The organism is Lentzea flava, from assembly GCF_014648475.1.
In the GTDB taxonomy this organism is placed as follows: Bacteria; Actinomycetota; Actinomycetes; order Mycobacteriales; family Pseudonocardiaceae; genus Lentzea; species Lentzea flava.
Genome location: NZ_BMRE01000040.1, coordinates 14,193 through 34,439 on the forward strand (window position 1 = coordinate 14,193; position 20,247 = coordinate 34,439).

Genomic DNA, 20,247 nt, shown 5'->3' on the forward strand with positions numbered 1-20,247 from the left:
TCAGCCGCGAATGGTGTCGATGACGAGCGGTGACCGTTCCGGCGCCGACTCCGACACCGAGTACGCGCCCTCCAACGCCTGCAGGGCGCCGTCGATCGCGTCCGGGGTGTCGGTGTACAGCTCCAGCAACGGCTGCCCGGCCTCCACGGCGTCTCCCGGCTTGGCCAGGCAGAGCACGCCAGCCCCTGCCTGCACCGGGTCCTCCTTGCGCGCCCGCCCGGCTCCGAGCCGCCAGGCGGCCACCCCGACGCCATAAGCGTCCAAAGTGGACAGGACACCGGAGGCGGGTGCCGTGACGACGTGCCGGTGCGAGCCGACCGGAAGCGGAGCCTCCGGATCACCGCCCTGCGCGCGGATCATCCGAGCCCACGTCTCGTACGCTTCACCGGAGGCCAGCACAGCGGCCGGGTCAGCGGAAATTCCAGCCAGGGACAGCATCTCCGAAGCCAGCGCCACCGTCAGCTCGACGACGTCGGCAGGCCCGCCACCGCGCAGCACGTCGACGGACTCGGCCACCTCGACCGCGTTGCCGACGGCACGCCCGAGCGGCACCGACATGTCGGTCAGCAACGCCGAAATCCGCACACCGTGCTCAACCCCGATGGCCACCAACGCCTCAGCGAGAGCACGAGCGGAAGCCAGATCCTTCATGAAGGCCCCGGACCCGACCTTCACGTCCAGCACCAACGACTCCGCGCCCTCCGCGATCTTCTTCGACATGATCGAAGACGCGATCAGCGGAATCGCCTCGACCGTCCCGGTGACGTCCCGCAACGCGTAGAGCTTCCGGTCGGCAGGAGCCAGGCCCTCGGTGGCAGCGCAGATCACCGCACCAACCGAGGAGAGCTGCGCTTGAATCTCCGAAGTGGACAGTGCGGCCCGCCAGCCGGGGATCGACTCCAACTTGTCCAGCGTCCCGCCGGTGTGTCCGAGCCCGCGCCCGGACAACTGCGGCACGGCCGCACCGCACGCGGCGACCAGCGGCGCCAGCGGCAGCGTGATCTTGTCGCCGACACCACCGGTCGAGTGCTTGTCCACGGTCGGGCGCGAGACCTGCAGCGACAGGCGCTCGCCCGACGAGATCATCGCCTGCGTCCAGCGCGCGGTCTCCGCTGGCGACATGCCGTTGAAGAAGATCGCCATCGCCAGGGCGGACATCTGCTCGTCCGCGACCACACCGCGCGTGTACGCGTCGATGACCCAGTCGATCTGCGCGTCCGACAGGACATGACCGTCACGCTTGGCGCGAATGACGTCCACAGCCGAGAAACTCATGGCAGGTCCTCCGGTCCGAACGCGTCGAGCAGCACCTCGGTCATCGGCAGCGGGCCGCGCGCGGTGTCGACGAGGCACTCGCGCCCGCCGAACTCGTAGATCACCTGGCGGCAGCGTCCGCACGGCATCAGCAGCTCGCCGCTGCCGGAACGACACGCCACGGCGACCAGCCGGCCGCCGCCGGTCAGCCGCAGCTGGCCGACCATGGTGCACTCGGCGCAGAGGCCGAGGCCGTAGGAAGCGTTCTCGACGTTGCAGCCGACGACAACGCGGCCGTCGTCGCACAGCGCCGCGGCCCCGACCTGAAGTCCCGAGTACGGGCAGTGGGCGAACGACGCCGCTTCCACCGCCCGTGCTCGCAACAACTCCCAATCAACCACGGCGGTAGACCACACCGTCGGCCGCCGGCATGCGCAACCGCTGCGATGCCACGGCCAGCACGGCCAGCGTCACCATGTGCGGCGCGTAGGACACGAACTCGCTGGGGATCTCGTCGAGGCTGATGTACAGCAGGTAGAGCAGGACGGCCACGACGATCGCGGCAGCCGCGGAGAACCACCTGCGCTTGATCAGCTGCCAGACCACGATCACGCCGAGCAGCAGGACCACGCCGTAGACCAGCGCGAGCACAGTCTCGCCGCCGGAACGCAGCTGCAGGCCGTCGGCGTAGCCGAACAGCGCCGCACCGCCCAGAAGCCCGCCGGGGCGCCAGTTGCCGAAGATCATCGCGGCCAGGCCGATGAAGCCGCGGCCGCCGGTCTGACCCTCCAGATAGGACAGCTGGCCCGCGTTCAGCACCAGGGCCGCGCCGCCGAGACCCGCGAGGGCTCCGGAGACGATCACGGCGACGTACTTGTGGAAGTACACCTTCACGCCGAGGGAGTCCGCGGCGTGCGGGTTCTCGCCGACCGAGCGCAGGCGCAGGCCGAACCTGGTGCGCCACAACAGGTAGTACGACAGCGGCACGAGCAGGATCGTCAGCATCGTCAGCGGCGAGACGCCGGTGACGAGGCCGCGCAGGATGCCCGCGACGTCCGAGATGATCAGGCGCTGACCCTGCTCCAGCTCACCGAGCCAGTCGGCGAGACCCGCCGCCGAGTACGTCTCGAACGGCTGGACCGGCGGCGACTGGCGCGGGTTGTGCGACAGCGGCTCGAAGATCAGCGTCGACAGGTACTTCGTCAGACCGGCACCGAGCAGGTTGATCGCCACACCGGAGACGATGTGGTTGACGCCGAACGACACGGTGGCGATCGCGTGCAGCAGACCGCCCAGCGCACCGAACACGACGGCGGCGATCACCGCGGCCCACGGGCCCCACTGGTAGCCGGCCCACGCCGCGCCCCAGGTGCCCATGATCATCATGCCTTCGAGGCCGATGTTGACCACACCGGCGCGTTCCGCCCACAGGCCGCCGAGACCGGCGAGCAGGATCGGCAGCGCCAGCCGGACCGCGGTCTGGGTCGTGCCCGACGACGTCAGCTGCAGGAAACCGGTCTGGTACGAGGTGACCGACAGCAGCACGATCGCACCGGCGACACCGAGCAGGCCGACAGCCCAGCCGGGCACCTTGCGCTTGCGAGGCGCCGCCGGGACGTGGGGCTTCTCCTCCAGCGTCGTGATCATGCGGCACCTCCGACAGTTCCGAGCTCACGGCCGACGCGACGCTGTTCCGCGGCGAGCTCGACGCGGCGCACCACCTCGTACGCGACGACGACCGACAGGACGATCGAGCCCTGCATGATGGTGACGATCTCCCTCGGCACACCGACGTTGTCGAGCGCGAGACCCGACTTGTCCAGGAACGCCCACAGCAGCGCGCCGAACGCGATGCCACCGGGGTGGTTGCGGCCCAGCAGCGCGATCGCGATGCCGGAGAAACCGATGCCCGCGGTGAAGTTCAGGCTGAACGTGTGGTCGCGGCCGAGCATCTCCGGCAGGCCGATCAGGCCTGCGATGGCGCCGGAGAGCAACATCGACACCAGGACCATCTTCTTGGCGTTGACGCCACCGGCCGACGCGGCGGTCGACGACTCACCGGACGCCCGCAGCTCGAAGCCGAACCGGGTGCGGTTCATCATGATCCAGTAGCCGATGCCGAGCGCGACGGCCACGAACAGGAAGCCGAACATCGTGCCGGAACCGCCGAACGAGATGCCGGGCATCCAGCCGCTGGACGGGATCTCCGGCGTGCGGATGTTGTTGCCCCGCAGCTCACCGAAGACGTCGCGGCGGATCAGGTAGGCGGAGAAGCCGATCGCGAGGCCGTTCATCATGATCGTCGAGATGACCTCGTTCACGCCTCGGGTCACCTTGAGGATCGCGGGGATCGCGGCCCAGGCGGCACCGGCGAGCGCACCCACGATGATGATCACCAGCGTGTGGATGCCCGGCGGCAGCGCGATGGAGCCGCCGACGACCGCGGCGACGACGGCCGCCACGCGGTACTGGCCCTCGACACCGATGTTGAACAGGTTCATCTGGAACCCGATCGCCACCGCGAGCGCCGCGATGTAGTAGATGCCCGTCGAGTTGATGATGTCGACGAGCGTCGTGCCCTTGCCGACCTGCGTCACCATCGCGCCGAACGCGCTGAGCGGGTTCGCGCCGGAGATCACGAGCGCCAGGCCGCACAGCAGCATCGAGAAGACGATCGCCAACGCGGGCGGCAGGAGTTTGCCGCGCAGGTTTCCCATCAGTTCTCGCCTTCCTCAACCACCGCGGTCTCGTGCACCGCCGCGCTCGTGCTGCCCGCACCCGTCATGGCACTGCCGAGGTCCTCTGGCGTGACGGTGTTCGGGTCGGCGTCGGCCACCAGGCGGCCGCGCAGCATGACCTTGATCGTGTCCGAGAGGCCGATCAGCTCGTCCAGGTCGGCGGAGATCAACAGGACGGCGAGACCCGCGGCGCGGGCGCGCTTGATCTCGTCCCAGATCAACGCCTGCGCGCCGACGTCGACGCCTCGGGTCGGGTGCGAGGCGATGAGCAGCACCGGGTTGCCGGACAGTTCGCGTCCGACCACGAGCTTCTGCTGGTTGCCACCGGACAGCGCGGCCGCGGGCACGTCGATGCCCGGCGTGCGGACGTCGAACTCGCTGACGATCCGCTCGGTGTCCTTCTTGGCCCCGTCGGTGTCGAGCCAGATGCCCTTGGCCGCGGGCTTGCGCGTCTGGTAGCCGAGAATCCGGTTGTACCAAAGGGGTTGCGTGAGCAGCAGGCCGTGCCGGTGGCGGTCCTCCGGCACATAACCGATGCCCGCCTCGCGCCGCGCGAGCGTGCCCAGCTTCGTGAGGTCCTTGTCCAGCAACGTGATCGTGCCGCTGCCGGCCTTGCGCATGCCCATGATCGTCTCGACGAGCTCGGTCTGGCCGTTGCCCTCGACACCGGCGATGCCGACGACCTCGCCGGAACGGACCACCAGGTCCACGTCGTCGAGAATCGGCCGTGAGCCGTCCGGCGTCATCAGCTTCAGGCCCTTGACGTCCAGCACGACCTTGTCGGTGACGGTGGACTCGCGGGTCTCCGGGCTGGGGAGCTCGCTGCCGACCATCATCTCGGCGAGCTGGCGCGACGAGACCGTCTTCGGGTCCGCGCTGCCCACGGTCGTGCCGCGGCGGATCACCGTGACCGAGTCCGCGATCGCGCGGACCTCGTCGAGCTTGTGCGAGATGAACAGGAACGTGTAGCCCTGCTCCTGCATGCCGCGGACGGTGTCGAAGAGCTCGTTGACCTCCTGCGGCACGAGCACGGCGGTCGGCTCGTCCAGGATGATCACCTTGGCGCCGCGGTAGAGCACCTTGAGGATCTCGACGCGCTGGCGGTCCGCGACACCGAGCTGCTCGACCAGCACGCCGGGGTCGACGTTGAGCCCGGTGCGGCCGGAGAGCTCGATGATGCGCTTGCGGGCCTTCTGGCCGATGCCGTGCAGCGCCTCGGCGCCCAGGACCACGTTCTCCTGGACGGTGAGGTTGTCGGCGAGCATGAAGTGCTGGTGCACCATGCCGATGCCGGCCTTGATGGCGTCGGACGGCGTGCGGAAGCGCACCTGCTCGCCGTTGACCTCGATGGTGCCCTCGTCCGGCGCCTGCATGCCGTAGAGGATCTTCATCAGGGTGGACTTGCCCGCGCCGTTCTCACCGCACAGGGCATGTACCTCGCCGCGGCGGACGGTCAGGTGGACGTCGCTGTTGGCGACGACACCGGGGAATCGCTTGGTGATGCCGGTGAGCACCACCGCGGGTGGATCGTCCGTCCGTACGGACGTGGAACTGCTCATCGTCGAGGCTCCTCATACGACGCACCAGGCCCTGTGAGGGCAGATCCTCACAGGGCCCGGCGTGTGCTTTGGCTAGCGGACTACGGCTTGTCCGCGACCTTGATCTTGCCCTCGATGATCTGGGCCTTGTAGCCCTCGAGGATGCCCTGCAGCTTCGCGTCGATCTTGCCACCCGAGGTGGCGTAGCCGACACCGTTCACCTTCAGGTCGAAGACCTTCGGCAGCGACGCGAGGTCGTTCTTGGCGACGGCCTTCACGAAGTCGTACACCGCGACGTCGACGCGCTTGAGCATCGAGGAGACGATGACGTCCTTGGTGTCCGCGACGGTCGCCTGGTTGTACTGGTCGGAGTCGACACCGATCGCCAGCACGCCTGCCTGCTTGGCGGCCGAGAAGATGCCCTTACCGGACGCACCCGCGGCCTGGTAGATCACGTCGGCGCCCTTGTCGATCTGGCCCTTCGCGGCCTCCTGGCCCTTCGGCGCGTCCTGGAAGCCCGTGAAGTCACCGGCCGGGGTGATGTACTTCTTCTCGATCTGGATCTTCGGCGCGGCGGCCTTGGCACCCTGGACGTAGCCGGCCTCGAACTTCTGGATCAGCGGGATCTCGACACCGCCGACGAAGCCCACGTGGCACTTCTTGCTCTGGTACGCGGCGATGACACCGGCCAGGAAGGAACCCTCGTGCTCGGCGAACGTCAGCGGCGTGACGTTGGCAGCGCCCTCGACGGCCGCGTCGACCAGGCCGAACTTGACGTTCGGGAACTCCGCGGCGACGAGCTTCATCGACTCGCCGTAGGCGAAGCCGACACCGATGATCGGGTTGAAGCCCTCGGCGGCCAGCTGGCGCAGACGGGTCTGCTTGGAGGACTCGTCCTCGTTCGGCGCAGCGGAGAGCTCCTTGGTGTTCTCCTTCTTGATGCCGAAGTCGGCGAGGGCCTTGTCCAGACCGGCGGCGGCGGAGTCGTTGAACGACGCGTCGCCACGGCCACCGATGTCGTAGGCCAGGCCGACCTTCAGCGCGCTTCCGTCCACCTTCTCACCGGCGGCGCTGCTGGTGTTCGAGGTGGCAGGCGCTGTGGGAGGCGTGGCGAACTCGCAGGCGGCACCACTGCCGGTGTTCGAGTTGTTGCTACCGCCACCCGAGTCCTTCGCGCAGGCGGCCATAGTCATCACGCTGGTGAGCGCGATCGCGGCGACCGCGACGCCACGCATACGACGACGCACGGCTCGTCTCCTCCCTGAGGTTCCTCCCCAACGACCTCGTTGGGTTCTAGACGGCGCACCGTACCTCTTAGTAACCAACACTGTTGCGGCGAGCACCTACAAAGACCCCTATCGGTTACTCATTCGACGCATTGGCCCCACCTGTGGTGATCACTCGTGTTCGGCGCGTGGTGAAACGTCCTCTTCGGCCGCTTCAACGCACTGATCGTCGTCCAAACGGCGCAGTTCCGCGCGCTGGGCCCAGCGCTCCAGTGCCGACGACACTCCCGCCACCGGCCCTCCCGGCAGCAGATTCCTCCCCATGCGGCCCAGGATGCGGCATCGCTGACCTCGGCGTTCGTAGTTCGGCGAAGTTTCTCGGCGCGACGGTGAACCGTTCGCGGTCCCCCCGTCGTGTAGGGGGTGGCAAGTGCCCTTGCCGACGACGGCGGCCCGGACCAAGGCGGAGGTCCGGCCGCCGTCCTCCGTTTCCCGGTACGCGCGCGCCATTTGTGGCGTGGACCGCATTTCGGGATCGATAAAGACCGCTTGGCCGATCGACAGCGTGTCTCATCGATCACAGAGCGGGTGCGCCTGCTGGGTCGGGTCCAACGTGCGGGACTAGGATTTTCCGGTCATGGTCGGCATGAACTGTTCACCGACCACCACCACTGACGTTGGAGGCCTCGGCGCATGACCAGCGCAGGCGCACCCGAGCGTTCGGGCACCACCCGAGGGGGTGGGACGCTCTACCGCGGTGATCTGGGCATGTGGTCCTGGGTCGCCCACCGGATCACCGGTGTCCTCACGTTCTTCTTCCTGTTCACCCACGTGCTCGACACCGCACTGGTGCGGGTGTCACCGAACGCGTACGACGCGGTGATCGAGACCTACAAGAACCCGGTCGTGAACCTCTTCGAGGTCGGCCTCGTCGGCGCGGTGCTCTACCACGCGCTGAACGGCATCCGGGTCATGCTGGTCGACTTCTGGGAGAAGGGCGCCAAGTACCAGCGGGTCATGCTCTGGACCGTGCTGGCCGTCTGGGTCGTCGTCATGATCCCCGGCTTCTACTTCATGATGGAGCGCACGATCTCCGAGCTGGTTGGGGGTCACTGACCATGTCTCTCGCACTCGACAAGCCCCGCCAGCCGCGCCGTCCCGCGGCCCGTCGCAGCAACGGCGAGCTCTACAGCTGGCTGTTCATGCGCCTCTCCGGCCTGCTGCTCGTGGTCCTGGTCCTGGGCCACCTGTTCATCATGAACATCCTCGACGGCGGTGTGCACCGCATCAACTTCGGTTTCGTCGCCGGCCGCTGGGCGTCCCCGTTCTGGCAGTTCTGGGACCTCGCGATGCTCTGGCTCGCGCAGATCCACGGCGGCAACGGCGTGCGGACGGTCATCAACGACTACGCCCGCAAGGACTCCACCCGGTTCTGGTTGAAGATGCTGCTCTACGTCTCGATGGTGCTGATCGTCTCGCTCGGCACGTTCGTGATCTTCACCTTCGACCCGAACATCTCGAACTGACCCGCGCGGGGAGCCCACCACAATGCAGTTCCACAAGTACGACGTAGTCATCATCGGCGCTGGTGGTGCCGGAATGCGCGCGGCGATCGAGTCCGGCCAGCGCGCCCGCACCGCGGTGCTCACCAAGCTCTACCCCACGCGTTCGCACACCGGCGCGGCCCAGGGCGGCATGTGCGCCGCCCTCGCCAACGTCGAGGAGGACAACTGGGAGTGGCACACCTTCGACACGATCAAGGGCGGCGACTACCTGGTCGACCAGGACGCCGCCGAGATCATGGCGAAGGAGGCCATCGACGCCGTTCTTGACCTCGAGAAGATGGGCCTGCCGTTCAACCGCACGCCCGAGGGCAAGATCGACCAGCGCCGGTTCGGCGGCCACACGCGCAACCACGGTGAAGCCGCCGTGCGCCGCGCCTGCTACGCCGCGGACCGCACCGGCCACATGATCCTGCAGACGCTGTACCAGAACTGCGTCAAGCACGGCATCGAGTTCTTCAACGAGTTCTACGTCCTCGACATCTGTCTCACCGAGACGGAGAACGGCCCGGTCTGCACCGGCGCCGTCGCGTACGAGCTCGCGACCGGCGAGATCCACGTCTTCCAGGCCAAGTCCGTCGTGTTCGCGACTGGTGGTTTCGGCAAGGTCTTCAAGACCACGTCGAACGCCCACACGCTGACCGGCGACGGCATGGGCATCGTCTTCCGCAAGGGCCTTCCCCTGGAGGACATGGAGTTCTACCAGTTCCACCCGACGGGCCTCGCGGGTCTCGGCATCCTGCTGACCGAGGGTGCCCGCGGCGAGGGCGCGATCCTGCGCAACGCCTCGGGTGAGCGGTTCATGGAGCGCTACGCCCCGACCATCAAGGACCTGGCGCCGCGCGACATCGTCGCCCGCTCGATGGCGCTGGAGGTCCTGGAAGGCCGTGGCGCCGGCCCGAACAAGGACTACGTGCTGCTCGACTGCACGCACCTCGGCGCCGAGGTGCTGGAGACCAAGCTGCCGGACATCACCGAGTTCGCCCGCACGTACCTCGCGGTCGACCCGGTGCACGAGCCCGTCCCGGTGTACCCGACCGCGCACTACGCGATGGGCGGCATCCCGACGAACGTCCACGGCGAAGTGTTGCGGGACAACGACAACATCGTCCCCGGCCTCTACGCCGCCGGTGAGTGCGCGTGCGTGTCGGTCCACGGCGCGAACCGCCTGGGCACGAACTCGCTGCTGGACATCAACGTGTTCGGCCGTCGCGCGGGCATCGCCGCCGCCGAGTACGCGCTGGCGCACGAGCACGTCGACCTGCCGGAGAACCCGGCGGCCTCCGTCGAGGCTCAGATCGCTCTCGCGCTGTCGGAGCACGGCCAGGAGCGCGTCGCGGACATCCGCACCGAGCTGCAGGCCACCATGGACGCCAACGCGTCCGTGTACCGCACCGAGGACACGCTGAAGCAGGCGCTGCACGACGTGCAGGCCCTGAAGGAGCGCTACGCCCACATCTCCGTGCAGGACAAGGGAAAGCGCTTCAACACGGACCTGCTCGAGGCCGTCGAGCTCGGCTTCCTGCTGGAGCTCGCCGAGGTTCTCGTCGTCGGCGCGTTGGCGCGCAAGGAGTCCCGCGGCGGCCACGCGCGCGAGGACTACCCGAACCGCGACGACACGAACTTCATGCGCCACAGCATGTTCTACAAGCAGGGTGAGGGTCTGACCGCGGACATCCGCCTCGACTACAAGCCCGTGACCTTTACCCGGTACAAGCCGATGGAGCGCAAGTACTGATGACCGCCACCGCTGAAACCACCACTGGCTCGCGCGGTTCCCAGCCGCCGGTTCCGGACGGCGCTGTCACGGTCACCGTCAAGATCCGCCGGTTCAACCCGGAGTTCGACGACGAGCCGCGCTGGGACTCGTTCGACATCCCCGCGCTCCCTTCGGACCGCGTGCTGAACCTCCTCCACTACATCAAGTGGTACGTGGACGGCACGCTGACGTTCCGCCGCTCCTGCGCGCACGGCATCTGCGGCTCCGACGCCATGCGCATCAACGGCGTCAACCGCCTGGCGTGCAAGGTCCTGCTGAAGGACCTGCTGGAGAAGGGCGGCAAGCAGACCACGATCACCATCGAGCCCATCAAGGGCCTGCCGGTGAACAAGGACCTGCTCGTCGACATGGAGCCGTTCTTCGAGGCGTTCCGCGCCGTCAAGCCGTACCTCGTGACGTACGGCAACGAGCCGACGCGCGAGCGGATCCAGTCCGTCGCCGACCGCGAGCGCTTCGACGACACGACGAAGTGCATCCTGTGCGCCTGCTGCACCACGTCGTGCCCGGTGTACTGGACCGAGGGCTCGTACTTCGGCCCCGCCGCGATCGTCAACGCGCACCGGTTCATCTTCGACTCGCGTGACGAGGGCGCTGAGGAGCGGCTCGACATCCTCAACGACATCGACGGCGTGTGGCGGTGCCGGACCACGTTCAACTGCACCGACGCCTGCCCGCGTGGCATCCAGGTCACCAAGGCGATCCAGGAAGTGAAGCGCGCGCTGCTGTTCAAGCGCGTCTGATCTCTCTGTTTCCGAAGCGCCGCGTTCCGTTCGGACGCGGCGCTTTGCTTTGGCGTGGTAAGTCTGTCCGGACCCGCACGACCGGACGGAGCCCACGTTGACGAAGCAGACAACCGCTGCGGCGGCAGTCACCGTGGTGAGCATTGCCGTCGCCATCGTCGTGAACCTGCTGACGTCGGGGTGGAGCTGGACGTTCTTCGTGCTGCTGGCGGTGCTGGCCGCCGTCTGGGTCGCGCTGGCGGTGTGGCAGGTCTCGGCGGGCCGCATCAAGCCCCTCGGCGCGCCTGCGGCGACCTCTGCCGGCGGAATCGTCGCCCGGCCGGAACTCTCCGGCCGGATCGTCCGGCTGCTGCTGGGCTCCGGAACGCGCAAGGTCGCCATCACCACCGGGCTCTGGGGCGCCGGCGGTTTCGGCAAGACCACTCTCGCGGCGGAGGTCTGCGAGAACCCGGAGATCAAGGCGGCGTTCGGCGCGAACATCTGGTGGGTCACCGTCGGCCAGGAGGTGCGCGGCGCCGCGCTCGCCGACACGATCAACGACGTCATCAAGCGCATCGACGGCCAGAGCCCCGGCCTCACCCGGCCGGAGCAGGCGGGCATGCACCTGGGCGCGCTGCTGAAGGAGCGCGGCCGCTCCCTGCTCGTCGTCGACGACGTCTGGTCCGCGGAGCAGCTGCGCCCGTTCCTCGACGCGGGCCGCGGCTGCACGCTGCTGGTGACCACCCGGTTCCCGGACGTCCTGCCGGGCGATGCGGAACCCGTCGAGGTCAACGAGATGCGCCCGGATCAGGCGAGCGCGCTGGTGAACAGCGGCCTCGCCGGACTGCCCGACTCCGTCAGGGACGGCCTGCTGGACATCACCGGCCGGTGGCCGCTCGCCCTCAGCCTGGCCAACGCCGCCCTGCGCCGAGCGGACCGCACCGGCGCCGACGTGGTCGAGACCGCGCGAAAACTGTTGCAGCGCCTGCAGGAAGAGGGTCCGGCCGCGCTCGACGTCACCGACGCGGACCGCCGGGACCGCACCGTCGCGGCCACCCTCGAATCCTCGCTGAGCCTGCTCGGCGAACGGCGCGACCGCGTCGTCGAACTGGCGATCTTCCCCGAGGACACCGACATCCCGCGGGACCTGATCGCGTTGCTCTGGCACCGCACCGCCGGTCTGTCGTCCGACGAGACCGACCTGCTGTGCCAGGAGATCGTCGACCTCTCGCTGGCGACCGGTCTGCACCGCGTGCGCCTGCACGACGTCATCCGCTCGTACCTGCGCCACGAGTGCGGGCTCGACCGCCTCACCGCACTGCACAACACGTTCCTCGACGGTGTCGCCGCAACGCTTCCAGGCGACGGGTGGTGGCAGCTTCCTGGCGAGCAGGAACACCTGTGGCGCACGCTCGCCTACCACCTCACCGGTGCGCAGCGGACCGAGGAGCTGGCCGAGCTGGTGGAGACGCCTGCCTGGCTCATCGGCAAGTTGCGCAGGCTCGGCCCGGTCGCGGTCGCCGAGGACGTCGCCCTCGTCGACAACGAACACAGCCGTGAGCTCACCCGGTTCCTCGACCAGCTGGGGCACACACTCACCCCGACCGTTCCCGAACACGCAGTGGTCAACGCCTTGGCGCATCGGCTGGTGCGGTATCCGGCACTGAAGAAGCTGCGGGAAGCGGCGATCGCCGAAACACGAGAATTGCCTCGGCTGGTTCCGCGCGAGCCGATGCCGGACCTGCCGGATCCGGCGCTGAACCGAGTGCTCGTCGGACACGACGACGAGGTCAAGGGATGCGCGTTCGCGCCCACGGGGAAGTGGCTCGCCACAGTCAGCGACGACGACACGATTCGTGTGTGGGACCCGAGCAGCGGCCGCTTGTTGCAGATCATCAGCAGCGACGAACCGCTGTACGGCAACTGTGTTCTGTCACCGGACGGCAAGTGGCTCGCGGTCGAGGGTGTCCGCGCGCTGGTCCACGTTTTCGACACCAGCTCGTGGACGGTGCACACCGTCATCGACAGCCACGGCTCCGTGTGGTGCTTCGCCTTCATGGAGGAAAGCCGCACGCTGGTCACGGTCAACAATCGGAAGCAGCTGATCGTGTGGGACGTGGTCACCGGGAAGCAGCTGCGAAAGTTCAAGATCGAGAACGACCTCGACCACTGTGCTGCCTTGACCGGTACCACGCTGCTCGGCATCGACGGCAGCGGCGTGCATCTGTTCGACACGGACACCGGCGAGCTGGTGACGCCCGTCGAGCTGCCGACGGGCTACTGGGCCGGAATGGCGGTCGACCCCACCCACCGGTGGATGGCGCTGGTCGACGGCACCGGTCTCACGGTGCGCGATCTGACCGCGCCCGGTCAGTCCGCACTCGTGCTGCGGCATCAGACAGATCTGACGACGGCTGCGTTCTCCCCTCGTGGTGACTTGCTCGCCACCGCCGACGACCGAGGCATGATCTCCATCTGGAGCGTCGCCGAGTGGCGTCTGCTCGGCCAGGTGGCCGCGCACGGTTCTATGATCAATTCCCTGGCTTTCTCCCCTGACGGCTCCGTGCTCGTGTCAACCAGTGACGACAGGACAGCACGACTGTGGGATCCATCGCTCGCGTCAGAACAGACACAACAACACACTGCCGCGTCCGCCTGTGCAGCCGCGCCCGACGGCTCGTGGCTCGCGGTCGCGACGCCGAGAACCACACGCATCCACAGCTCCGATCTCGCGGAGCCCGTGCTCGAACTCGAGTTCGCCGCCGGCGCCGGCGCTCTCATGTCCCTTCACGGCGGCAGCATGTTGCTGGTGAAGAAGTACAGCAGCATCCACCTCCTCGATGAGAGTGATTGGCTGGCTGGCCGAGCACTGGAGAACCCTCGCGGCCACATGCTCACGTCAGCCACCGCCGGCGGTTCGTTCGTCTGCGCGGTCGACTCCTCCGGACAGGCACTGCTCTGGGACACGGCCATCTGGGGTCGTCCCATCTTCGTCGTGCTCGACGACAACTCGGTGCGAATCTCCTTGCGGCCACCGGCGGAGAACCAACGCAGGTCTCGTCAACGCCGGAAGGGATCGACCACGGGAAGGATCGTCGGCGCAGCCGTCGACCCGTCCGGCGACTCACTGGTGGTCGCCGCCGACACCGCGGTCTTCGTCATCGCACTCCGCACCAACGAGGTGACGACCACCATCCCCGTGGACGAACCGCCGACCAGTGCCTCAATCTCCCCGGACGGACGCTGGCTGGTCATCGGCCACGAGGACTCGATGCGGGTGTGGAACACGAACACCTGGACCCACGAGGTGACTCTCGTGGAGATCACCACCGGGGCCGAGGAGGTTGCCTGGACGCCGGACAGCTCACTGATCGCCGTGGCCACGGAGGACCAGGTCGTGCGGATCTACGACAGCGCCACCTGGCAGTGCCTCACCTCGATTCGTCTCGACGGCACGGTGGCCGACTGCGTCTGGGCCGGGAACGCCGACCTGGTCGTGGTCGGCGGGCACGGCGTCTACCGCTTCGACTTCTGCGGCGGATCGCCAGAAGCCGCCGGGTGATCGAGGGGCACAATGCGCACCGGCGGTCTCGGCCGGGCTGCCGCTGCCCGGTGGGCCTTCTTCAGCTCGCGAGCCACCGCGTCCGGGGTGTCGCGGAGGCGGGCCGGGAGCGTTTGCAGGACCAGGATTCCCGCTGCCGCGTAACGACTGTTGCGCGCGAGGGTGCGTTCGTAGTCGCGCGGTCCGAAGTGGAACGCCTTCGAGTCGATCTCCCAGGCCAGGCCCACGTCGTCGAACCAGGCGTCCGGTCTGCCGATGATCTGGCCGTCGGCGTCGGCGATCGTGACGTTCCAGTGCGGTGTGGTCAGGCGGATCCGGCGGGAGAGGCGGCGGGCGTCGCGCTCGGCCACCGATTGCGCGCGGCCCAGCTCCTTCAGGACGGCGCGGACCAGCTTGGTGCCGTAGCGGTTGGTCCTGGCCTCCGCGGCGAGGCTTTCCGGCGTGCAGCGGCCTTTTTGGATGGCCGCGGCCACCAGGGCGGTGGCGGAGTCGGCCGAGCGCAGCAGGCGGCACGCGTCGACCACGGCGCGGTCCGCCGACACCACCGGGAATCCGCCCACGTCGGTGGACGCGGGCATCGGTGCGGCGCGTTCGAGGATCAGCGCGCCGCTGCCGCGGGCGGAATTCGGCACCAGCACGTGGATCTCGGTGCCGGAGGCGGGCAGGCCGTGGCGGCGGCAGGCTTCCGCGCCCGTCAGGACGGCTCCGGGGCCCGCGCGCAGCAGGGCCGCGGTGACCTGTTGGTCGCGGGTGGGCGGGCCGTTGTGCAGCAGCACCACGCCGGGGTGCATGCGCTGCCACGGCCCGCCCGGCTCGCATCGGCGCCAGGGGTTCGAGACTCCCAGCGACTTCAGGGCGGTGGCGCTGATGACTCCCAGATCACTGCGTTCGCGCAGGTGTTCGATGAGCATGGAGTCAGTGTGACAAGCGCCACCGACAGTTTTTGACGGTCAGCTCCGGTGGCCGTGCCTGGCGCGGTCGAACAGGAGCAGGAGCACACCGGCCACGGCGAGCAGCACGCCGAGCGACAGCAGCCAGCCGAGCGAAGCGCCCGTGTTCGCCAGGCGGTTGTCCTGGTGACGCGGAGGTTTCGCGACCGGCTTGGTCGTCGTCGGCGGCTTCGTCGTCGGTGGAGTGGTGGTCGTCGTGGTCGTGGTCGTCGTCGTTGAGACCGGCGGGGTCGTCGTGCTCGTCGACGACGTGGTCGACGTCGTCGTCTTGGTCGAGGACGTGGTCGTGGTCGAAGTCGTCGTCTTGGTGCTCGTGGTGGTCGACGGCTTCGTGTACGTGGACGTGGACGGCTTGGTCCAGGTGGTCGGGTACGTCGAGGTGGGAGGTTCGTCACCTCTCGGCGCAGGCGTGCGCCATCCTGGACGTTCTTTCGGGCACCACGCGGCGGCGCACACCCGGCCATCCCCGGAGGCCGAGGCCTCCGAGGCGGCACCGTGCAGCGCGACCATCGTCAACACAGCTCCGGCGGCGAGCACACCGATACAGGCGATACGTGACATGTCACGATGGTTCGCCCACGTACAGCGTGTCGCGCGCGGTGCGGGCGGACATCACCCACGGGTGCGTCCGACATCGCCCGATCAGGTCCAGAAGACCGCGATGCCCACGTTCAGCACGACGAGCGACGCGGCCGTCGGCATCAGCCAGGACGGGGCCTTGGGCTTGTTCACGTTGATGGCGACGACCGCGGCGATGGCCACGACGACCAGCAGCTTCACGCCGATCTTGATGTGGTCGTACTTCACCGAGTCGACCAGCGGGTCGATGCCGACCAGCGCGACGCCGGTGAGCAGCTGCAGGGCGGCGCCGTGCAGCCAGCCCTTGTTGACCGGCGCGTCCTTGCCGGCCTTGGCCTGCAACATGATCATCGCGACGAGCATGCCCATGCCCAGCAGGTGCAGGAACACCAGCAGCAGGCGTACGAACTCCACAGCGTTTCCTATCGACGTCGAGTGGCCAGGAAGCCCCGCACGCCCAGCACCCCGATGATGCTGCCGAGCACGAGCGAGACGATCACGAGCACCAGGTGCACGGTGAAGAATGCGGTAGGTCCGTCGCTGAACGAACGTGGGTCTTTCCAGATGTTCTTCAGGAACGTGGGCCAGATCACCCACGACCAGACCCCGAAAGCCACCAGGAAGAGTGACATCGGGCGCGAGAGCTTCACGGCGACCAGTATCGGACGTGGTGCGTGCAAGACGCTAAACGGGGGTGGATAGCCTGGAGGCGTGCCCTTCACCAAACGGCTCATCGTCGCCCTGGTCCTAGCAACGGCCACAGCCGCGTTCGCCGCACCGACCGGCACCGCGCAGCAGGCCGCCTCGGCGCAGTGCGCGAACCGCGAGACCCCGCCGCCCCCGGTGGACACGTCCGAGCAGCCGGCGCCCGGCCAGAAGGCGCCGCCCCCGCTGGAGGTGCCGGAGAAGCCGATCGGCGGCGACCGCCTGGGCGAGTGCGGCCTGATCCTGCCGCCGAACTCGGCGCAGCCCCCGAGCGGCATCACGGCCGCCTCGTGGCTGCTCGCGGACATCGACAGCGGCGCCGTCCTCGCCGCGTACGACCCGCACGGCCGCCAGCGCCCGGCCAGCGTCATCAAGGTGCTGCTGGCGATGGTCGTGGCCAAGGAGCTGCGCGGCGACCTCGTCGTCACCGCCAGCGCCGAGGACACGCAGCAGGAGTGCACCTGCGTGGGTCTCAAGGACGGCGGGCAGTACACGGTCCGCCAGCTGCTGCAGGGCCTGCTGCTCACCTCGGGCAACGACGTGGCGCACACCCTGGCCCGCCAGCTCGGCGGCGTCCCGAACGCCCTGCGCAAGATGAACGCGATGGCGAAGGAGCTCGGCGCCCTCGACACCCGCGCGGTGACCCCGTCCGGTCTCGACGCCCCCGGCACCAGCACCTCTGCCTACGACGTTGGCCTGATCTTCCGCGGCGCGATGAAGTACGACGAGTTCGCCCAGGCCATCAAGCTCCAGCAGGCGCAGTTCCCCGGCCGCAACGGCGGCACGATCATGCTGAACAACGACAACCGCCTGCTCACCAGCTACCAGGGCGCCATCGGCGGCAAGACGGGCTACACCGACGACTCCCAGCACACCTACGTGGGCGCCGCCGAACGCAACGGCCGCCGCCTCGTCGTCGTCCTGCTGCGCGGCCAGCAGCAGCCCACGCACATCACCAACCAGGCCGCGAAGCTGCTGGACTACGGCTTCGCCATGGGCCCCGGCGGCGTCGGCAAGCTGGTGGACGGCGCCCCGCAGCCCAAACCGAAGGTCACCTCCACCCAGGAGAACACCGAAACGTCCAACGACTCGGCGGCCGCCGACTCGAACTCGGGCCGCCCCACCCCCACCGCCTTCGGCACGGTGGGCCTGCCGATCACGGCAGCGGCAGGCATCGGCCTCCTGGCCGCCGTGTTCCTCTACATCCGCAACAAGCGAGCCAAAGCGGCAAGGGCACGCCGCCAAGCCGCCCAGGCGGCACAGGGCGTCTGAGCCCCCGCAACGAGCAACGGCCCCAGCGCGCGCTGGGGCCGTTTCGTTTTGACCAGGACTACCGCTTGCGCCACCGAACCCCGAGCAACGCCCCGACCAGCGCCCCAGCCCCCAGCATCAGGGACGGCGACGGCCCGGACCGAACGGAAACCACGGGCCGGATGACGGCAGGAGGCGGCGCCGGAACCACCTCAGGCTCCCGGTTCTCCCGAGCAGTGGCCGTCCACGCGGTGATGAACAACAGGAACTGCGCCACGATGTTGGCGAAGACCAGCACACCGATAACGGACCCGAAGGCAGCAGAAGTGGGCGACCGGGTGACGAACGACAAGAACACGGTCGCCGCCTGCTTCAGGAACTCGAACCCGATGGCAGCGGCAAACGCGCCCCGCAACGCACTGCGCCACCCGACGGGCTTGCGCGGCAACCGGGCCAGCACCCACAGGAACACCATCCAGTTGGCCAGCAACGACAACAGGATGGTGCCGATCTTGAGCAGCGCCCGCGCCCACCCGGCGTCTTCGAACCCGAGCCACTCCAGCACGTGGTTCGCGAACCCGGACCCGGCGGCCGTGATCCCGAACGACAGCACGATCGCGAGCCCGAGACCGACCAGCGCCAGCAGATCCCGCCACAACGTCCCCAGGAACGGCAGGTTCTCCTTGGCGTGCCCCCACTGCGCGGTCAGCGCGTCCCGGAGGTTGCTCATCCACCCCAGCCCGGAGTAGGCGGCGCCGAGCAGACCGATGATGCCGACCGTGCCCTTGGAGTCCAGGGCGGTGGTCACGGCCTCGTTGATCTGGTCGCGCAGGTTCTTGTCCGGCACGGCCTTGGCGATGCTGGCTTGCAGCTCGGCCAGCAGGTCCGGCTGGGACTGCAGCACGAAGCCCGCCACCGCGAAGCCGATCATCAGGATCGGCACCAGGGACAGGATGCTGAAGTAGGTGACGGCCGCCGCGTAGTGGGTGCCGTAGCTCTCGGTGTAGCGCTCGTACGCGAGCATGATGTGGTCCAGCCACGCGTACTTCCGCCGCCACTTGTCCACGGTCAGAACGCTAGTGCAAGTGCACTACTCGGGCAGGACGAAACCGATCTTCTCGTACGAACGGCGCAGCGTCACCGAGGCGACCTCGCGGGCTCGTTCGGCGCCGCGGGCCAGGATCTTGTCGAGCGACGCGACGTCGTCGAGGTACATGCGGACGCGCTCCTGGACCGGCGTGACCCACTCGGTGAAGACCTCGCCGAGGTCCTTCTTCAGGTCGCCGTAGCCCTTGCCGTCGTAGTCGGCGACCAGCGAGTCGATCGAGCGGCCCGTGAGGGCCGAGTAGATCGTCAGCAGGTTGGAGACGCCCGGCTTGTTCTCGACGTCGAAGATGATCTCGCGGCCCGTGTCGGTGACGGCCGAGCGGATCTTCTTGGCCGAGCGCTTCGGGTCTTCCAGCAGCTCGACGACACCGCCGGGGACCGACTTGCTCATCTTCGCCGTCGGGTCCTGCAGGTCGAAGATCTTGGCCGTGTCCTTGACGATGTACGCCTCCGGCAGGCGGAAGGTCTTGCCGTAGCGCGAGTTGAAGCGCGTCGCCAGGTCGCGGGTCAGCTCCAGGTGCTGGCGCTGGTCCTCACCGACCGGCACGTAGTGCGCCTGGTACAGCAGGATGTCCGCGGCCTGCAGGATCGGGTAGGTGAACAGGCCCACGCCGACGGACTGCTCCTGGCGGGCGGACTTGTCCTTGAACTGCGTCATCCGCGACGCCTCGCCGAAGCCCGTCATGCACTGCATGACCCACCCGAGCTGGGCGTGCTCCGGCACGTGCGACTGCACGAACAGCGTCGCGCGGTCGGGGTCGATGCCCAGCGCGAGGAGCTGGGCGGCCGAGACGCGGGTGTTCTGGCGCAGTTCCTTCGGGTTCTGCTCCACGGTGATCGCGTGCAGGTCGACGACGCAGTAGAACGCGTCGTGGTCTTCCTGCAGGGCCACCCACTGTCGCACGGCACCCAGGTAGTTGCCGAGGTGGAACGAGCCCGCCGTCGGCTGGATGCCGGACAGGACACGAGGGCGGCTGGTGGGTGCGTTCTCCGTGGACACGGACGAAATCTTCTCAGACCAGGTGGATCAGTTCTGCGCGGTGTCCTGCTGGACCAGGTCGACGCGCTGGTTGGCGGCGGTGACCGGGGCCGGCTTGCGGCGCTTCACCAGGCCGTACACCAGACCACCCACGCCGGCCGTGACCGCGACCAGACCCACGGGACCCGCAGCAGCGGTACCGGTCATGCTGCTCTCGACCGCAGCGCTCAGTACCAGACTCATGCCGTGCACTTGCCGAGCCTCCCCATGGCACAGATCCACCCCGGAAGAGTGAAC

20 protein-coding genes are annotated in these 20,247 nt (G+C 68.3%); 6 read left to right on the plus strand and 14 right to left on the minus strand.

The annotated features are described in order from the left end of the window. The 7 genes from IEZ09_RS33125 to IEZ09_RS33155 form a co-directional block, all read right to left on the minus strand. On the minus strand, positions 1–1,275 hold the full coding sequence (locus IEZ09_RS33125; protein ID WP_189257753.1) for a thymidine phosphorylase: 1,275 nt from the start codon (positions 1,273–1,275) through the stop codon (positions 1–3). Next, the gene (locus IEZ09_RS33130; RefSeq protein WP_229813169.1) at positions 1,272–1,655 is read right to left on the minus strand and encodes a cytidine deaminase; all 384 of its coding nucleotides are present in this window, start codon (positions 1,653–1,655) and stop codon (positions 1,272–1,274) included. Before IEZ09_RS33130 ends, IEZ09_RS33125 begins: the two co-directional genes overlap by 4 nt. Continuing rightward, entirely contained in the window at positions 1,648–2,901 is a 1,254-nt protein-coding gene (locus IEZ09_RS33135) for an ABC transporter permease (RefSeq protein ID WP_189257755.1), read from the minus strand. The genes IEZ09_RS33130 and IEZ09_RS33135 overlap by 8 nt, the downstream gene beginning before the upstream one ends. After that, positions 2,898–3,971, minus strand: coding sequence for an ABC transporter permease (locus IEZ09_RS33140; RefSeq protein WP_189257756.1), 1,074 nt, complete (start codon positions 3,969–3,971; stop codon positions 2,898–2,900). Before IEZ09_RS33140 ends, IEZ09_RS33135 begins: the two co-directional genes overlap by 4 nt. After that, the gene (locus IEZ09_RS33145; RefSeq protein ID WP_189257757.1) at positions 3,971–5,551 is read right to left on the minus strand and encodes an ABC transporter ATP-binding protein; all 1,581 of its coding nucleotides are present in this window, start codon (positions 5,549–5,551) and stop codon (positions 3,971–3,973) included. The genes IEZ09_RS33140 and IEZ09_RS33145 overlap by 1 nt, the downstream gene beginning before the upstream one ends. 80 nt (positions 5,552–5,631) lie before the next feature. Next, positions 5,632–6,765: a BMP family lipoprotein gene (locus IEZ09_RS33150; RefSeq protein WP_189257814.1), complete on the minus strand. Its 1,134-nt coding sequence runs from the start codon at positions 6,763–6,765 to the stop codon at positions 5,632–5,634. Positions 6,766–6,927: 162 nt separating this feature from the next. Beyond that, complete coding sequence (locus IEZ09_RS33155; protein ID WP_189257758.1) at positions 6,928–7,080, minus strand: hypothetical protein; 153 nt, start codon at positions 7,078–7,080, stop codon at positions 6,928–6,930. 369 nt (positions 7,081–7,449) lie between these two features. Here IEZ09_RS33155 and sdhC point away from each other — a divergent pair, with 369 nt between their 5' ends. The 5 genes from sdhC (at position 7,450) to IEZ09_RS33180 (ending at position 14,379) form a co-directional block, all read left to right on the plus strand. Next, positions 7,450–7,872 (plus strand): succinate dehydrogenase, cytochrome b556 subunit, encoded by a 423-nt coding sequence (gene sdhC / locus IEZ09_RS33160; protein WP_167974524.1) that lies wholly within the window; start codon positions 7,450–7,452, stop codon positions 7,870–7,872. Between the two features lie 2 nt (positions 7,873–7,874). Continuing rightward, positions 7,875–8,282, plus strand: coding sequence for a succinate dehydrogenase hydrophobic membrane anchor subunit (locus tag IEZ09_RS33165; RefSeq protein WP_370467765.1), 408 nt, complete (start codon positions 7,875–7,877; stop codon positions 8,280–8,282). 22 nt (positions 8,283–8,304) lie between these two features. Further along, positions 8,305–10,056, plus strand: coding sequence for a succinate dehydrogenase flavoprotein subunit (gene sdhA, locus IEZ09_RS33170; RefSeq protein ID WP_189257759.1), 1,752 nt, complete (start codon positions 8,305–8,307; stop codon positions 10,054–10,056). Next, positions 10,056–10,838 (plus strand): succinate dehydrogenase iron-sulfur subunit, encoded by a 783-nt coding sequence (locus IEZ09_RS33175; RefSeq protein WP_189257760.1) that lies wholly within the window; start codon positions 10,056–10,058, stop codon positions 10,836–10,838. Before sdhA ends, IEZ09_RS33175 begins: the two co-directional genes overlap by 1 nt. Positions 10,839–10,935: 97 nt before the next feature. Beyond that, entirely contained in the window at positions 10,936–14,379 is a 3,444-nt protein-coding gene (locus tag IEZ09_RS33180) for an NB-ARC domain-containing protein (protein WP_189257761.1), read from the plus strand. Here the strand turns inward: IEZ09_RS33180 and IEZ09_RS33185 are convergent. The 4 genes from IEZ09_RS33185 to IEZ09_RS33200 all read right to left on the minus strand — a co-directional run bounded on the left by IEZ09_RS33185 (position 14,334) and on the right by IEZ09_RS33200 (position 16,558). Continuing rightward, positions 14,334–15,290 (minus strand): hypothetical protein, encoded by a 957-nt coding sequence (locus tag IEZ09_RS33185; protein WP_189257762.1) that lies wholly within the window; start codon positions 15,288–15,290, stop codon positions 14,334–14,336. The genes IEZ09_RS33180 and IEZ09_RS33185 overlap by 46 nt on opposite strands. Before the next feature lie 39 nt (positions 15,291–15,329). Continuing rightward, positions 15,330–15,890 (minus strand): hypothetical protein, encoded by a 561-nt coding sequence (locus IEZ09_RS33190; protein WP_189257763.1) that lies wholly within the window; start codon positions 15,888–15,890, stop codon positions 15,330–15,332. 81 nt (positions 15,891–15,971) lie between these two features. After that, positions 15,972–16,322 (minus strand): hypothetical protein, encoded by a 351-nt coding sequence (locus tag IEZ09_RS33195; RefSeq protein WP_112226843.1) that lies wholly within the window; start codon positions 16,320–16,322, stop codon positions 15,972–15,974. An 8-nt stretch (positions 16,323–16,330) separates the two neighbouring features. Then, the gene (locus IEZ09_RS33200; RefSeq protein WP_109639091.1) at positions 16,331–16,558 is read right to left on the minus strand and encodes an SCO4848 family membrane protein; all 228 of its coding nucleotides are present in this window, start codon (positions 16,556–16,558) and stop codon (positions 16,331–16,333) included. Between the two features lie 61 nt (positions 16,559–16,619). Here IEZ09_RS33200 and IEZ09_RS33205 point away from each other — a divergent pair, with 61 nt between their 5' ends. Then, positions 16,620–17,885 (plus strand): D-alanyl-D-alanine carboxypeptidase family protein, encoded by a 1,266-nt coding sequence (locus IEZ09_RS33205; protein WP_189257764.1) that lies wholly within the window; start codon positions 16,620–16,622, stop codon positions 17,883–17,885. A 58-nt stretch (positions 17,886–17,943) separates the two neighbouring features. Here the strand turns inward: IEZ09_RS33205 and yhjD are convergent, their stop codons facing one another. Genes yhjD through IEZ09_RS33220 form a run of 3 tightly spaced genes read right to left on the minus strand, consistent with a single transcriptional unit; the run spans position 17,944 to position 20,193 of the window. Continuing rightward, positions 17,944–18,930 (minus strand): inner membrane protein YhjD, encoded by a 987-nt coding sequence (gene yhjD, locus IEZ09_RS33210; protein ID WP_229813170.1) that lies wholly within the window; start codon positions 18,928–18,930, stop codon positions 17,944–17,946. 24 nt (positions 18,931–18,954) lie between these two features. Beyond that, positions 18,955–19,971 carry a tryptophan--tRNA ligase gene (trpS, locus tag IEZ09_RS33215; RefSeq protein ID WP_189257765.1) on the minus strand — a complete coding sequence of 339 codons (1,017 nt, stop codon included), beginning with the start codon at positions 19,969–19,971 and terminating at the stop codon, positions 18,955–18,957. 27 nt (positions 19,972–19,998) lie between these two features. After that, positions 19,999–20,193 (minus strand): hypothetical protein, encoded by a 195-nt coding sequence (locus IEZ09_RS33220; protein WP_189257766.1) that lies wholly within the window; start codon positions 20,191–20,193, stop codon positions 19,999–20,001. Between the last annotated feature and the right edge of the window lie 54 nt (positions 20,194–20,247).

Coding starts and splice junctions, on each gene's coding strand:
- IEZ09_RS33125 (WP_189257753.1), bottom strand. CDS start 1,275: ATGAGTTTCTCGGCTGTGGACGTCATTCGCGCCAAGCGTGACGGTCAT.
- IEZ09_RS33135 (WP_189257755.1), bottom strand. CDS start 2,901: ATGATCACGACGCTGGAGGAGAAGCCCCACGTCCCGGCGGCGCCTCGC.
- IEZ09_RS33140 (WP_189257756.1), bottom strand. CDS start 3,971: ATGGGAAACCTGCGCGGCAAACTCCTGCCGCCCGCGTTGGCGATCGTC.
- IEZ09_RS33145 (WP_189257757.1), bottom strand. CDS start 5,551: ATGAGCAGTTCCACGTCCGTACGGACGGACGATCCACCCGCGGTGGTG.
- IEZ09_RS33150 (WP_189257814.1), bottom strand. CDS start 6,765: ATGCGTGGCGTCGCGGTCGCCGCGATCGCGCTCACCAGCGTGATGACT.
- IEZ09_RS33155 (WP_189257758.1), bottom strand. CDS start 7,080: ATGGGGAGGAATCTGCTGCCGGGAGGGCCGGTGGCGGGAGTGTCGTCG.
- sdhC (WP_167974524.1), top strand. CDS start 7,450: ATGACCAGCGCAGGCGCACCCGAGCGTTCGGGCACCACCCGAGGGGGT.
- IEZ09_RS33165 (WP_370467765.1), top strand. CDS start 7,875: ATGTCTCTCGCACTCGACAAGCCCCGCCAGCCGCGCCGTCCCGCGGCC.
- sdhA (WP_189257759.1), top strand. CDS start 8,305: ATGCAGTTCCACAAGTACGACGTAGTCATCATCGGCGCTGGTGGTGCC.
- IEZ09_RS33175 (WP_189257760.1), top strand. CDS start 10,056: ATGACCGCCACCGCTGAAACCACCACTGGCTCGCGCGGTTCCCAGCCG.
- IEZ09_RS33185 (WP_189257762.1), bottom strand. CDS start 15,290: ATGCTCATCGAACACCTGCGCGAACGCAGTGATCTGGGAGTCATCAGC.
- IEZ09_RS33190 (WP_189257763.1), bottom strand. CDS start 15,890: ATGTCACGTATCGCCTGTATCGGTGTGCTCGCCGCCGGAGCTGTGTTG.
- IEZ09_RS33220 (WP_189257766.1), bottom strand. CDS start 20,193: ATGAGTCTGGTACTGAGCGCTGCGGTCGAGAGCAGCATGACCGGTACC.